The 15,935-nt window shown below is 56.3% G+C and carries 7 protein-coding genes; 4 read left to right on the top strand and 3 right to left on the bottom strand.

From position 1 onward, the window contains the following. The first annotated feature begins 241 nt into the window (after window positions 1-241). From J2Y90_RS13180 to J2Y90_RS13170, 3 genes are all read left to right on the top strand, one after another. Complete coding sequence (locus tag J2Y90_RS13180) at window positions 242-601, top strand: DUF6124 family protein (RefSeq protein ID WP_253500291.1); 360 nt, start codon at window positions 242-244, stop codon at window positions 599-601. Window positions 602-781: 180 nt separating this feature from the next. Next, complete coding sequence (locus J2Y90_RS13175; protein WP_253500289.1) at window positions 782-4,660, top strand: hypothetical protein; 3,879 nt, start codon at window positions 782-784, stop codon at window positions 4,658-4,660. Between the two features lie 457 nt (window positions 4,661-5,117). Next, a complete protein-coding gene (locus tag J2Y90_RS13170) occupies window positions 5,118-5,477 on the top strand; it encodes a DUF6124 family protein (protein WP_253500287.1) in 360 nt (119 codons plus the stop codon). 231 nt (window positions 5,478-5,708) lie between these two features. Here the strand turns inward: J2Y90_RS13170 and J2Y90_RS13165 are convergent, their stop codons facing one another. Next, on the bottom strand, window positions 5,709-6,377 hold the full coding sequence (locus J2Y90_RS13165) for a hypothetical protein (RefSeq protein WP_253500285.1): 669 nt from the start codon (window positions 6,375-6,377) through the stop codon (window positions 5,709-5,711). 448 nt (window positions 6,378-6,825) lie between these two features. Here J2Y90_RS13165 and J2Y90_RS13160 point away from each other — a divergent pair, with 448 nt between their 5' ends. Next, entirely contained in the window at window positions 6,826-11,355 is a 4,530-nt protein-coding gene (locus J2Y90_RS13160; RefSeq protein ID WP_253500283.1) for a hypothetical protein, read from the top strand. Between the two features lie 94 nt (window positions 11,356-11,449). Here the strand turns inward: J2Y90_RS13160 and J2Y90_RS13155 are convergent, their stop codons facing one another. Together J2Y90_RS13155 and J2Y90_RS13150 are read right to left on the bottom strand one after the other, a co-directional pair. Further along, complete coding sequence (locus J2Y90_RS13155; protein WP_253500281.1) at window positions 11,450-13,738, bottom strand: autotransporter outer membrane beta-barrel domain-containing protein; 2,289 nt, start codon at window positions 13,736-13,738, stop codon at window positions 11,450-11,452. A gap of 181 nt (window positions 13,739-13,919) precedes the next feature. Beyond that, window positions 13,920-15,860: a hypothetical protein gene (locus J2Y90_RS13150; protein WP_253500279.1), complete on the bottom strand. Its 1,941-nt coding sequence runs from the start codon at window positions 15,858-15,860 to the stop codon at window positions 13,920-13,922. Window positions 15,861-15,935 lie beyond the last annotated feature (75 nt).

The following is a 15,935-nucleotide window of genomic DNA, read 5'->3' as shown; positions in this document are numbered from 1 at the left end:
TTGTGGTGCGGTCGCTGACGAATCAGCGATCGGGTTTAGCGACTCGAACTCAAGTCAAAGGTGCATCAGCGTTCCAGGCTTCGTTGCGGATCTGTATTTTCGCGATTTCGTCATGGTGGCTGTATGCGGGAGACCTTCGGGTCTGCCGGGTGCCTTTGACCGGTTCGCTAACCCGCGTACAGCCGCCACCCTCCCTGTTTAGCGACAGGGTGTAGCGGCTCCACTTCAAAGGAGCTTCAAAATGATCAAACCAACACCCAACCCGCCCGAAACCGACCCCACCTCCCCCTACGAATCCCTCGACTCAAGAAAACTCCACGAAGCCGCCGACCGCGCCCTCGATCATTACCTCTGCCCACCCGGCTCCACTCCACCGCCCTACAGCCCCCGCGCGATGTACGCCGTCACCGCCGACACCAAAAATGAAGACCTGCTGGCCAATGCCTGCGAAACCCTCGCCTCGGCCAAAACCATCGCCCAGGAATTCGCCGGGCTGGTGAAACCGTCGCAACGCCGGACGCTGATGGGCATCGCGCAACTGATCATGCTCGGGGAACTGGCGGTGAATCGGGTGCTGGATAATCTGGAGATGCCGCACTAGCGCGCCTCTCTGGCACGTCATGACTGATGCGTTGGAGCGGCTGACGCCTTCGCGGGCAAGCCCGCTTGTGAAGGCGGCCGCTCGTCGGATATCACGGCGCACCTGTCAACTCTGACAGGTGCGCAATCCCTTCAACGCGCGTTAACTCACGCTGTCCCTTTCCCACACAGAGTCAGCGCCATGCCCAGCCAGAACAGCCCCCTGCTACTCAAGGAACTTGACATCCCCGGGCGCAGCAAAGAACCGGTGTCGACGGTTCCCATTATCTGGGGTATCGGCATCGCGGCCGCGCTGGGCAACTTTCCGCTTAATGGCTTGCTGTGCCAGGCGGGGCCGTGGGGGAACATGGCGGTTGGCGACAAGTTGACGATCTTCTGGGGCACCGGGGAGAACGTCTGGGTGGAAACCGTCGACAAGACCGAGGTCGGCACGCAACTGCGCATGTTCGTGCCTTCCCAGCACATGGCCGATGGCTCGTTCGCGGTGTCCTATGTGGTCAAGCCGCTGGGCGGCGCGGATGAGCCGTCCGAAGTCATGCAGGTGCTGGTCAAGCTCACGCGTCCGGGCGGGCACGATGACAATGGTGAAATCGGGCATTCCAAGCTGATCATGACGATTCCCAAGGAGATCGTTGACGGCGGTATCGACAAGGACAACGTCGCCGCTGGCGTGCCGATCACCCTTGGCAAGACCGCTGGCACAGCGCCCTACCCGTACGCGGCGGCGGGCGATGTCTGTCGCATCAGTTGGGGCGGGATCTTCGTGTTCAGTGAGCCGCTGACTCAGGAACAGGCTGAAGGCAAGGCGCCGGTCCTCGTGACCATTACCGAAGCCGTCATCCGCGAGGCCGGTGATGCGGATTCTCCCGGTGTGGCCGTGGCGTTCGAGGTGTATGACAAGGTGCTCAATCGCTCCGAAGACTGGAGCCCCGAACAGCGCATCGTGGTGGCCGTCGATGCGACCCGGCTGGACGCCCCGATACTCAAGGAAGCCAAAAACAATGAGCTGGATCTGGACGCCCTCGCGGGCAAGCCGGGGACGGCACAAGTCCCCACCTCGAAGTCGGAATTCGAGCTGGGCGACATCATCATTGTGCGGGTCAAAGGCACGCCGACCGAGGGCGCACCGATTGACTTCAACGTGGAAAGCAAACCGCTGGACAACCTGCCGAGTGTGGTCGAACTCGAACTGCCCAACGCAGCGCTGATGCAGCTGGCAACGAAAACATTCTCCTTGTCCTGCAGCGTGAAAAAAGCCGACAGCCCTCCCCATCGGCATTCCAAAAGCCAGTTCATCACCGCCATCGGCGAAGTCCAGCGACTGGCCGCGCCGATCATGCTGGACGAGGACTCCGGGGCGCTGGACCCCGCACTGCCTCAGATTCGCCTCGAGATCCCCTTCGACAAATCCTTTGCCCAAGGCCAGGTCCTCAAGATATTCATGCTCGGCACCAGGTCCGACCTCAAGCCCTACCTGCCTGACCTGCCGACGCGCCTTATCACCCGTAACGACGTCGTCGACGCGAAACCGCTGCTGTACAACATCGACGGCAAACACCTGGCCCCGGTCAACGGCGGCACGGCGGAGTTCTACTACCAGCAATTGATCGCCGAAGCGGTGCTCGCCACGCTCAACCCGTACGAGGCCACCCGGGCCATTCGCGAGTCGATCCACACTGAAATCCTGCAAGTCGGCGAACCCCGCCTGGAACTGCCCGAACCCGAGGTGGCTGGCGTAGTGGACGGCGTCCTGCCCGCCGACACCGCCGGCACCACCCTGACTGTGGTGTACATCGAAACGGTTGCTGGCGACGAAGTGTTCATATTCTGGATCGGCTCGATCACCGGCGAATACCCCGATTCGATCAAGCTGAACGAGTTCACCGCCGGACAACCGGTGCCCTTCCCCATCGGTGCCGAGCTGATCAAGGGCAATGAAGGTGGAACAGTTGAGGCCAGGTACGAGATCAAACGCGCGGCGGGCGGGACGAGTTACTCCAATTCGCTTGTGTTCGGTGTTGGGCGCGAGGTAGAGGATCTCAAACCTGAAGTTACTTCAGTCAAAGACTCTATGAACGCAGAAATTCCTCATAACGGCGGTACAGTCGACCCCGTTGTGACCTTGACCGGTACTGCCGCACCAGACCAGCAGGTCGAAATATTCGAGGGCGCCGCGTCAAAAGGCAAATACCCCGTCGACGGCACCGGCACCTGGAGATACACCGCCTCATTGCCCAGCGTGGGAACTCGCACCTTCAAGGCCAAAGCGGATTACGGCACCGGCCAGGAATCAGTCGGCAGAACCTTCACGTATTCGAGTGTACTGACCCCTGTCATTACCTCGGTGCAGGACTCCAAAGGAGCGGAAATACCCAATAACACCGTTACCCTCGACCCCAACATCAAGCTTACCGGCACCGCGACGTCACGGCTGCATGTCGAGATTTTTGATGGGGCGACGTCGAAAGGCACAGCGCAGGTGAGTGGCTCCACTGGCAAGTGGGAACTGGAATTGAAAGGCCTGAGCCTGACAGTCCACGAATTCACGGCCAAGGCGTTGTACGGCACGGAACCGGTGTCGGCGGTCAGGACGTTGACCGTCACTGCAGCCACCGCACCTACGCTGACCTCAGTGAAGGGTTCGCCAAGCGGCAATGAAATTCCACAGAGCGGCAACACAGTAGAGACCGCCGTAACGCTGTCCGGGATCGCTGCCAAGGGTCAACAAATCGAAGCATTCGACGGTGCAACTTCAAAAGGTAAAGCAACTGCCGATACCGCAACAGGCAAATGGGAACTGCGGGTAATAGATCTGAACCTGGGCGCCCACAGTTTCAAAACGAAGGCGTTATATGGTGATAAACAAGAATCGGGAATACGGACTTTCACCACAATTCCAATCAAACCTTCCATCAAGGAAGCCTCCGGCAACAGCCTTAACCCGTTTGCGGCCAAAGACCACCTGACCATGTTGGTGCCGCGCTATACCGGCATGGCCTCCACCGACAAGCTCAGCGTCACCTGGACCGGCGCGGCCGGCACCCCGGCCGAGGGTTCGCACACCTCGACAGCGGTGGACGTCGGAACAGTGGGCGCCAAGGAGATCCCCATCCCCAACAAAGTGGTGGCCTTCAACTTGGGCAAGGCGGTGACTGTGTTCTACACCGTGATCCGCAACGGCACACCGACCAAGTCTGAAGAGTTCGCCTTGAATGTGCAGACAATCCCGAATGAGGACTCGCGTCTGCCCAATCCAATCGTCAATGCCAATACCACGACCGAGTTGAACGTCATCACCCTGCCGGCCGATGCCAAGACACGCATTGCCGCCTGGGCGCTTATCAAACAGGGACAAAAACTCTGGATGCGCTATTTTGCGGAAGGTAACCCAACGCCGGTCAGCACGACCTACAACGGTGCTAGCGTGCCTGCAGGAGTCGAATCCACTGGCATGTATCCGAACACTCCGGTGAACGAGCTAAAGGCATTGGCCAATGGCGCCCGACTGCGGATCGAGTTCAAGGTCGGTTTCGACGGCAGCAACGATGAGCGCCAGGCGGTAACCTTTCCGTCGCGCACCTACACTGTAAAAAAACGCGTCACTGTTTCTGGAGCTGAAGACTTTGAACGTGAGCGCATAAGAGAGTTTGTATTTAACACACCTGCAAGATTCGGCAGCGGTTTATCTGTGACCCCTACAAACAGAGGTAATGGGCGAGTAGGGCCAGGAGTATATGGTTACTCAGGGATCCCAAAGCCCCCAACTTTTTACTACCTTGGGCTGTTGACTGCAAACTCTGCCATTACTCGTTTTGAAGTCTTCGCGGGACCAATAAAAGCAATCCGTTTTCTCTATGAACACGCAAGCTACGGTCCCGACAGTGCAATTTTTTTTGACGACAATGGGCAAGTGATAGAAACTAAATATTTAACACCCTATAACGGAACTCCTGTCGCCCACATAATGGAGTTTAACGACGACCGCCTTGCCTATTTTGAACTACACAGCAACTCGACCGCTGGCTCTGGAATTATGATCGACGCAATAAGTTGGTCTTAGAAAGACGATCAGTCCATGTTTTCACTCCGGCAGTCCCTAAAATGAGAATGTAAAGTAAAAGATCGCAGCCCCGGCAATACCTTGGTGCTGCCGGGGCTGCGATCTTTTACTTTAAAAACACACCCACAGACATACCTCCAAGGCTACACATCCTTGCGCCATTGCCTACAGCTACGCCAGAATCCGCCGGCTTGTGCGCCTTGGGGTCGGGTTCTATTGTGGTCCGGTCGCTGACGAATCAGCGATCGGGTTTAGCGACTCGAACTCAAGTCAAAGGTGCATCAGCGTTCCAGGCTTCGTTGCGGATCTGTATTTTCGCGATTTCGTCATGGTGGCTGTATGCGGGAGACCTTCGGGTCTGCCGGGTGCCTTTGACCGGTTCGCTAACCCGCGTACAGCCGCCACCCTCCCTGTTTAGCGACAGGGTGTAGCGGCTCCACTTCAAAGGAGCTTCAAAATGATCAAACCAACACCCAACCCACCCGAAACCGACCCCACCTCCCCCTACGAATCCCTCGACTCGAAAAAACTCCACGAAGCCGCCGACCGCGCCCTCGATCACTACCTCTGCCCACCCGGCTCCACCCCACCGCCCTATAGCCCCCGCGCGATGTACGCCGTCACCGCCAACACGAAAAACGAAGACCTGCTGGCCAACGCCTGCGAAACCCTCGCCTCCGCGAAAACCATCGCCCAGGAATTCGCCGGACTGGTGAAACCGTCGCAGCGCCGGACGCTGATGGGGATCGCGCAACTGATCATGCTCGCAGAATTGGCGGTGAATCGGGTGCTGGATAATCTGGAGCTGCCGGCTTGAGGCTGGCGCGAACACGCGCTGAGTTATTCGGACTCTGCTGCCCCATCGCGAGCAGGCTCGCTCCCAAAGGAGATCGGTTTTTTCGCGTGGTTCTCGCGGGAGCGGATTGGTCCACCTTCCCCCAATCATCGCGGGCAGAAAGATCAAAAGATCGCAGCCTTCGGCAGCTCCTGCGGTTCAAATCCGAACCTGGCGCTGCCGAAGGCTGCGATCTTTTGCTGTAAACGCTGGCTACTTCGCGACCAGAATCTGCTTGGGCAAAATTTCGCCAAACTTGAGTTGTTCGCCGCTGAGGTACTGCGTCCCCTGCAGTAATTGCTCTCCCTCCACCTCGACGAAACCCTCATTCATATACATGAATACAACCTTGCTTTCTGGCGCACGGATTTCGGGACCTGCCAGATGACCTTCCATCAGATTGAGTGCCCAATGGAACTGGATGACCGGCAATTCATCGAGTTGAATCAGGTGATCATCTTGCAGCGAGCGAAAGTCCTTGCACGCTGTGATGCGTAACGTGCGACCGCTACTTTCGAACGTCGGCTTGCCAAAGCGCACTTCCAGATCAGGACCGGTCGCCCATTGGTCCATGTAATACCGTGGCGAGGTGAAGAGTTCGAACAAGGCCTGGTTGTCGCGAATGTTGCCTGCCGCATCAAACAGGTAGTTATAGGAATAGTGATAAGCCAGTCCGTCCAGCTCGGGCCTGATGGCATTGACCGGATTGTCGAGATAACCCGGACTGTAAACATTGGCCATTTGCACAAAGTGGGTGAAGTCCAGACCCAGGTCGAAGCTCGCCGTGTAACGAATGCTCCGCTCCTTCGGGTTCTCATCCAGTCGACCTGAAACAAAGTCCAGTGTCATTCCTTCAAGGTTTCTGTAGATAAGTTCCGCCATGATCATGCTCTCTGCGCCAAGGGACTATTCCCATGTCCATGGCACCTCAGCGAGAGGGCGGCGTCTACTGTAAGAACTAACAGGTTGAACGGGTTTTCAGACCGACGGTAGACCGGGACGAGACCGAGGCACTGCTGGCCGATGCCAGCGAAACACTCGCTTCCAGGAAAGAAAAAACCCGCTGCCGCGTTGACTCGGGGCGGCGGTTTTTGTCGCTTTGACAAAAGGTTTTTTTGACCACGCCACGAGTGACCACTCGTCGGATACCACACCAAACCTGTCAGACCTGACAGGTGTGCAAATCCGTCAACACGGGTTCAATCACTCCATCACCTGACACGGAGTGCACGCCCATGATCGCCAGACATCCCGCGCTTCAGAGCACCCCGCCTCTCGATGAATCCGACTGCCACACCACGCCTGCACGCACTTCAAGAGGACTTGCCTGATGCCTTCTCACACACTCTTCCGCTTCCCTCCCCTGAGGGAAGGCAATCAAACGATGGCGCTGCGCCCACTGCTGATTCCGATGATGCTCGAACCGGTGGAAGACGGCGATGGCGGTATCAACATCAGGGGGGCCACTGTCGATCCCGAGGGTTTGCTTTGCGTGATCAATCCTTACCTGGAACCCATGAGAGAAAATGACAAGCTCGAAATCATCTGGAACAACAAGAAAGTGCTCGAGCGACTCGTAACAGCCGACGAAGTCAATCAGCGGGTGTTCTTCCATGTGCCGACGCCCACCGAGTCGGGCTGGGCCGAGAATTGCCATTATGTGCTGACCCGGGTGGGCGAGACCCAGCCCGAGCCACCGTCGACGTCCTTGCGGGTATTGATCAAGCTTTACAAGCCGGGCGATCGTGACACGGAGCCGCATTTGCCCGACGGGCATTCACAACTGAACATCGTACAATTGCCGCCCGAGCTGGTGGAACAGGGCGTCATCGACGCCGAATGGGCGAAAAAGGGGGTGCCGGTCACAATCCCTCGCTACGTATATTGCACGCGAAACGACAAGATCCGCCTCCGGATGGGTGAGTATTCGCTACCCGCGCACCGCATCACCCAGGACCAGGCCGACGACAAGCAACCGATCGAAATCCGGATCGAACAGGAACACATTCTCCGCGCGGGCGACGGTCTGAAACTGGAAATCAAGTACTTCGTCAATGATGAATTGTGGAACTGGGCCGACCGCCACTCCAAACGCACCTACATCGACGTGGACGCCGTCGGCAGGCGCCTGGAACCTCCAATCTTCAAGGAAGCCTTCAATAAAGTTATTACCATCCGGGATCTGAACAAGCAGCCGGTCACGGTGCAGATCCATGTCACCCCCTCGGACTTCAGTCTGGGCGACAGCTTGAAAATGACCTTCGTCGGCACGCCGCCGGGTGACGTTGAACCTATCGTCCGCAGCGAAACCCGCGAGATCGACAACATTCCCACGGTGCTCGAAATCAAGGTGCCCTATGACTTGATCAGGACCCTAGCTCGGGGCACCGCCGACGCCTCTTATATTCTCTACAAAAAGGACGGCGACCCGCTGTCTTCCCAGCGGATCGTTGCGAGTGTCGTGGGCGACGTCAACATGTTGCCCGAGCCAACCATTCGCGAACTGATCGGCGACACCCTTGAAGCGGACGAGCCTTACGCCACCGTCGATGTGCGCTACGCCATGAAAAATGGCGACCTGATCTGCCTGAGATGGTATGGCACCCAGGCCAATGGCGACGAGTATCCGCATGAGATTCCGCATATCGTCACCGACAACGAAGCCAGGGAAGGCCTGGTCACGTTCTACATCAACGATGAGCACATCAGTGTGCTTGATAACGGCACGCTCGACCTTTCCTACGTCGTCGCGAACGATGCACCGAGTCTTCTCGCCATCAGGGAATCCGAGCGCTTGCTGGCCAAAGTCGAGAAGCCCCGGGCAACGCTGCCCAAACCTGTCGTCGAAGAGGCCGAACCGCCGGGGGATGTGCTCGATCCATCGAAAGTGTTCGACAGCGTTCACGTGCTGATCGGCGAGGCGAAAACCGTCAGCGGTGATGTGCTGACGTACTACTGGCGAAGCCCCAATCCGTTCGGCAGTACCAGCGACTGGGTGCCGATCACCACGGTGAGTGAAGGCAAGCCTGTGCGCTTCCCGGTGAATGCGCCATTCGTCACGGCCAACATCGGGCAATACGTCAAAGTGCGTTATTCGCTGTTGCGCGCCTCGACCGGACGACATGAGTATTCCGCCATACTCCATCTGCTGATTGGCGAGTTGGTGGGTGACTTGCCGCCACCCGAAGTGATCCAGGCACCTGACGGAACACTGGACCCGATGAATGGGTTGACGGGCGTCGATGTGAGCGTCGGTTACCCGAGCATGAAGCCCGAGCAGGACATGATCGGGTTGAAGTGGCTGGGCTCGCCGGGAGCGGGCACATCCGAGGATCTTGAGCTGCCAGGGCACTCGAGCGGTACTGTTCGATTCCACCTGCCAGCTACAGTGGTGGGTGCAAACATCGACAGACGCGTCACGGTTCAATATGAGGTAACGCGCTATACCATCACAACGCCTTCGCAAACACTGGATCTTTACATTTCAGGGTTTTCCGACCCGGAAAATCAGTTGCCTCGCCCGCAAGTCCCCCAAGCAGCGAATAACGTTCTGGATCTGATGACTTTCAGTGGCGATGCGAAAGTTTTAGTCGCAACGTGGTATTACATTGCTCCGAAACAAGTCATCTGGTTGTTCCTTGAGGGAGAAACCACATCCGGTATCCGGCACATCATCAAGATCATTGACGGCAAGGAAATAACACCGACGCAAATAAGCAACGGCCTCAATGAAACACTGCTCAAAAGCGAACTGATGAAACTGGGTCACTCCACCCCGGCCACCGTCGTTTGCAAAGTGGCATTCGGTGGTGACGGTGTGGAAGATCGCGCTTATGTTTTTCCCCGATTGCCACTGACTATCAGAACCCGCTATGACTACATCACTCCGGTCATTACCCGAGTGTCGGATTCACGCAGTGACATCGAAGAAGGTGGTAAAACCCGCGATAATGAAGTCACCATCACCGGCACTGCCACCCGAGAGGAAACCATTGAGCTGTTCGATGCAATTTCCACTTCAATGGGAACTGCAAAAGTCGGAGCGGACAGCAGCTGGAGCCGCAAGATCGGCATCTTGACGGAGAGAAACTACAGCATCACGGCCAAGGCTCTTTATGGCGCCGATCCTGTATCCAGCCCCCCCAGAACCTTTACCGTCAAATTTGCAGAAACACCCGAAGTCCTCGCCATCACCGACTCGCGAGGCCCCGTCCAACCGGGCGCCACCACTTATGACAACAGTGTCTTCGTGGAAGGCAGCGCGACCCCCAACCTGCAAGTGCGCTTGCTCGGCGCCGATGCGCCGGCCATTACCCTGGATGTCGACGAGCAGGGCAAATGGAGTCACCGCCTTAACAATCTGAAGATCAAGACTTATAGCCTCACCGCCGAGGCGCTATACGATATTGATCCGCCGGTGGGCAGCCCCAGAACCTTCGTGGTGGCTCAGGCCGTGACACCGACGATTTCACGGGTGAGCGATATCCGCAGTGACGTCCCCATGGATGGCACCACTTATTACCGAACCGTTACTCTGACCGGAAAAGCCAGCCCCAACGAGAAAATCACCCTGCTCGACGTCAACAAGCCAATCATCACCGTGGACGTCAAGCCCAGTGGCGATTGGGATTATGTCTTCAACAATCTGACCTTGAAGACTTACAGCCTCATCGCCAGGGCCGAATACGGCAGTAATCCGGAGTCAGCCCCGCCCCGGGTGTTTACCGTGAATGCCTTTATTTCTCCGACGATCACGGCCGCTGTCGACTCCGTCGGCCCGGTTGCGCAAGACGCAATCACGTATGACAGTACGGTCACCTTAAGCGGTGAAGCCACTCCGAGAGAACAGATACAGCTCTACAACAAAGGCGTGCCCGTTGGCTCACCGATCAACGTCACGGCCAACAAAACGTGGACGACGCAGGTCACCAGTCTGGCGATCACCTCCCACAGCATTATTGCCAGAGCATTGTATGGTGCTGTTCCGGTGGACAGTGAACCAAGGAACTTTACCGTCGCCGCCCACATCGCCCCCACACTGACATCGGTCCATGACGGCATCAGTGAAGTTCAACCGGGTGGAGAGACCAAACGTACTTCGGTGACCCTGCGAGGCACCGTCACCCCCAACAGGCAGGTCCAGATTTTCGATAACAACAACCCTGTACATACGGTGCCCGCTGTCGGAAGCAACTGGAGTACGACATTGTCGGTAGCCATTGGCCAACATGCGGTCAAAGCCAGAGCCGTCAGTACCGGACAGGAAACCGGGGTTCGCAGTTTCAGGGTCATTTCGCCGATTCCGCCGTTGACGATCAACCAGGGATTGATGACTCTGCATGCCTGGCACTTCAGGCACGACGATACGCCGACCAATCCGCCGACGGGTGCCTATGGCGACAGATCGGCCGAAGGCGGCGTGCTTCCCTACCGCTATCAATCCAGTAACAGCAATATCGCGGAAGTCAATGCGGCAACGGGCAGAGTCATATCCAAGGGAAATAGCAATGGAGGTACCGTCACCATTACCGTAACGGACTCTGCAAACCAGAGTGCCAGTTACCTGGTTTCGACGGCGAATGTGGATAAATTATTCGGAACAGGTCACCTCAATACTTACACTATATGCGCCAGGGCGGCAGCCAGTCAGGGAGGAAGAATTCCTTCCCTGGCAGAGTGGCGTGCATTTATCAGTACCTATCAGGGCAAACGCACCATTGAAAGATGGTGCTGGGCATCAGACTCTGCCGGCTATGCCAAGAGATGGGTGATTTACCCTGCAGATGGGAGTACAGCGACTCGTGTCGACACCCCTATCGGCGGCGGGACTGCCGATGGTTATGGCATCAAACGCGCTTGACCTGCAAAAGCAAAAAAAGCCGCTTGTTCCTTTACGGACAAGCGGCTTTTCTACACAAGGCTCAAGCTTGCAACCTGGACCGAATAATCAACGACTACCAGCGATACCTCAGCCCGATATTCGCCCCCAAAGGCTGCTCGATATGCTCGCCCTTCGAGTAATCAAAATCGGCATGCACCTGCCATTGCGCCGACATGGCCACCGCCACCCCCGCACCAAACTCGGCGCGAGACCCCGACAAGTCGTTGTTGAACACATTGTTGTTGACCTTGACTTCGTTGTTCGACGCAAATTCGTGAGCAATCGCCGCGCGCACGTAAGGCTGCGCGACAGCGCCGTTACCGAAACCGAAGTTGCGCCCGAACGTGGCACCGGCCTTGCCCAGCAGAGAGCGCATGCGATCGCCGTCGGCTTCCATGTCGTTATTGAGCGTATAACGTTTGCCCTGGATCTGCACCGCCGACAGTTGCGTGAAAGGCTCGACGAAATAACCGCCCGCCAATTTGATATGCCGACCGAATTCCGCCGAACCGCCCACACCCCAGTTGTCGTAATCACCCTTGGTGCGGCTGCCGTCGCTCAGGTTGACCTTGGACTCGTTGCGAAAGCGGTTGAACTTGAGCACCCCGTCGAAGTAGTAACCGGTGTCGCTGTCGAGCCAGGTGACATAGGGGCCGACGTAGTAGCTTTTCACCGTGCCCGAGGTGCCTCGGTTCAAATCAAGATCCGACTCGCTGGTGCCCGCCAGCACGCCCACAAGTACCTGGCTTTCACCCACTCGGGCGTCAGCGCCAAGGGACAGGCCCTGCTGCGTCTGCTGGTAACCCACGCCCGAACCGTCGGCCACGTTGTATTTGTTGCCGTAGGTGCGGATCCATCCACCGGCCTGACCGCCATTGAAACGCAGCTCTCCCATGCGGCTGCGCAACGACGACAACTCGCCATACCACACGGTCGGTGCGGTATTGAACAACGCCAGTACCGAGCGCGCGCCGGGACTGATGACTTCAGTGGTCGGGTCGAGAAACCACTCCTTCGCTCCCCCCTCGATTTCCCGACTGGCCAAACCATAGGACCAGGTACCGACATCAACCTTCTGCTCGCCGGCCAGGGCAAAATTCGCCGCGTCGGTGGTGCCGGTACGTACCAGCGTCAACTGCTGCGGCGAGACCGCGTCCAGACCAGAGGCCGCGACAGCCAGGGCAAAGTCGCCCGAGGAAGCACCTGCTACATTGAGGAAATCATGTTCGCCGCTGGCAAAGTCGCCCTTCATCGCAAAGGTCCCGTTGCCGGAGAGCGTGCCGATATTGAGGGTGTAATACGTGACGGGAGTGTCTGTTGTGGCGCCGAAGGTGACGGTGCCACCGTTCATGCCCAGGGCGCCAATCGAATCGTTGCCGGTGAGCGTCCAGTTGGAATTACTGTTGACGTTCACGCTGTCGACATTGTCGAGGCGACCCGTCAACTGAGAACGGTTTTGCAGCGTGACGTTGGCGGTAGAACTGCCATCGACCAGCACGTCACCCGTTATTTCGCCTTGGTCGAAAAGGAGATTGGCCGTGCTGTTATCCACCACATGGACGTTTCCATTCAAGGAGCTGTTGGCCACGGTCAGGCTCGCGATCGATGTCCCTTGAACATCCAATAATCTGCCGTTGCCAGCAACAAGGCTGGAACCGTCGAGAACGTTTATCGTGGCCTCAGTACCACGATCCACCAGAATCGCAGAACCACCAATACCTTGCACCGTGGAATTATCCAGCGAAAGGGTACGGCTTCCCACATTCAGGGCGTCATTGACCATCCGCACCCCTATCGCCTGGCCGGTGATGGTCGTACGCGCGGAAGCACTCACTTCTCCGCCGAGGATATTCACACCAATGCCATCGCTGGCCGCGCCCATGACTTGCGTATGGGTCAATGACAGGGAGCTCAGGCCCGTGACCTGCGAACCGATCAGTTGTCCACTGATCTGGCTGTCGGACACCGTCACGGTGGATCCACCCGCGGCGACACTGGAACGATTGACCGCCAGCCCGATTTCATCACTGGTCACCGTCGTTCGATCGATGCTTGCCCGACTGCTGGTCACGGTTACGCCATCACCACCGTCGTTGCCAACGATGGTGCTGCCGTTAATGCTTAACGACGAACCGGATTGCGCCGTGATCGATCGGGTATTGGCATCGGAGGCATTCAGACCGCCATTGTTGCGCACCAGGTAGTCGGTAGGCGCGGTAGACGAATCGATATTCAGCGTGGTGTTATCAACGATAGTGGCCGAATGGGCAAAATCTGCGAAAAAAAAAACGGCCGGCAGGCAAAGCATTATTCCTGACCGTGCCGGAAAAGCGCGAGCGTGTGATACATCCAACATTTTCATGATTGATTCACCTCGAAATTATTACGGGCCCGAGCAGCGCAATAGCATTGACGGAAGCGGACAATAACCTGACCTCTCCACAACAAAATGTAGGAATAGTCTTTAATGCACATAGAAACTTCCTACCACTTGGTAATCCTTCACAAAAAGGGAGGCTTAAATGCCTCCCTAACATCAGCGATCAGATATCACAGACTGACCCGTCGCCTTTCTTCATGTGCACCCTGACCAAGTGTCTCTGAGCTGGTTCCAGGCGTCCGTCAATCATTGCCGAGTAAGTGATATCGCCCCAAGCGCTCTCCGTAGCCAATAGTTTCTGATAGGGAATTTTTACGATAAACCCGCTATCCGCTTCCTGTGGTGTCGGCGTGTAAGAGACTTTTTCTTCAGTGTCGGGTTTTGTTACCGTACCGGCCGAATCGGTATAACCCTGATATGTAAATTCCAGGGTTTGATTGGCCAATTGCGGCTCGCCACCGGAAACCAGCACTTCTGCACATCTGGTCAAAATCGCGTCCGGGCGCAGTGAGCCACAGTTAAGCCAGTCAATGTAGTTCGGATCAAGATGCTGAAACTTGACTTCGGGAACCACAGCCGGCCGAATGAGCACGTCGACCTCCGTAGGCCGTGAGCGCACTTCGTTTTTGTTGATGTCAGGGTTGGTAATCTTGTAGCTGACCAGCAGCGGCATACCATTGCCACCCGCGTCTGCGACCTCCCAAAGCACACTGAAATCCAAGTTCCCGGTTTCCGTCCCGTCCAAAACCTTTACACCACCTTGCGCCTCCGTAACCTCAACGCCTTTCCATATCAGTGTCACAACATCCTTGTCTTTGACACCGGCGAAAACCGGAACAGTTACAGCTACATCTTCGTCTATGTCTTTGTCCCTCAGAGTATTCGGAGCAGAAGTAACCGCACCTTGCACAATCGCGTACGCCAGAGTTGGATCCGGATTCTCGCCCCCGTCGCCGTCCCCGGGCCGGCGCAGGTCAACGTCCACTTCTTTTGAAGGTGGCGTTGTGTCAAGTGGAAAGCGCAGGTTATGGCGTTTGATCCGATAACTTACGTCTACCTTTTTTTCACCGAGGTTGTTGTTAAATACATCCCGATAAGGAATGTCCACGTAGAACGGAAACGCATTGATCTTCTGCGCCGGTTGTAGGATCCCGTCGAAAGTCACTTCCAACTCGTCGACATCCGCCAGATAGTTTATATACTCATCCACAATACCGACCCCCAAAGGGGCCTGGGCGTCAGCCAGATCTACCAGTTGGGGGGCGGTATCGTCATCAAACAAAGGGATACTGGGTGCTATAAGCCCTTCAGGTGGTTCGGTCAGCGAGACATTGAGTTCCGTGTAGTACAGTGTTGTGCTTCGGTTACCTTTACGGTCGCTGATGTAATAAAAAATGGATTTTAAACCCTCTTCGGTACCGACGATTGCGGCGGTCAATTCAAACGTAATCAGAGCTGCCGGGTCAGTTATGGCCATTGTTCCGACTAGCGTCGCATTAGGCAAACTCGTTCCAAAGTAACACTCAACGAGGTCACCAAGCTTCTTGCTTCCATAACTTGGAACAGTAACCAATACAAATTTATAATCGTCGAGATATTTTTTTGTAATACCGTCTCTTTCCACTTCTTCAGGTACAGTTGCCTTAGCAAAAGGTACTGGTGGTGTTGTATCAATATTGATTGGGAGTGGCGTTACTTCCGATGGATTACCGCCAAAATCCAATACATAACTCAACTCGTGAGGTCCTGAGGAAGTTGTGTAATCTTCCGGCAAAACCAGATCAAACTCGGTTATACCTGTATCAACAGGAGTGGTGAAAGTAACTCGAGTAGAACGTATGGGGGTACCATCCCACATAAGCTCAAGAAATCCTTGAACAGCGTTTGGATCATCGGCTTCGGCGAATCGCATGATCTGCACTTTCAGAGGAAAACCTTGAAAGCTCGAGTGCAATTGGTTTGGAGCATCATCCGCTTCATCAGGCAGGAGCGGATTATCCGGATGTAGTCGCGGGGGTAGTGCAGCAGCTTTCGGCCTGCGAAAACGAACGCCTGAGAAACGTTCGCGATTCTGCTCCGGTGTCAACGAGTATAAACTTGTCATCTTTTATCATCCTCTGAGCAACTTTTTTGCCTGGCACAGGGCGAACAGCTTCCTTGCCAGAGTTTTTTTTACACA

The organism is Pseudomonas koreensis (genome assembly GCF_024169245.1).
Lineage (GTDB): Bacteria > Pseudomonadota > Gammaproteobacteria > Pseudomonadales > Pseudomonadaceae > Aquipseudomonas > Aquipseudomonas koreensis_F.
The sequence above is the reverse complement of the archived record's forward strand: the minus strand, read 5'-3'. Positions and strand labels throughout refer to the sequence as shown.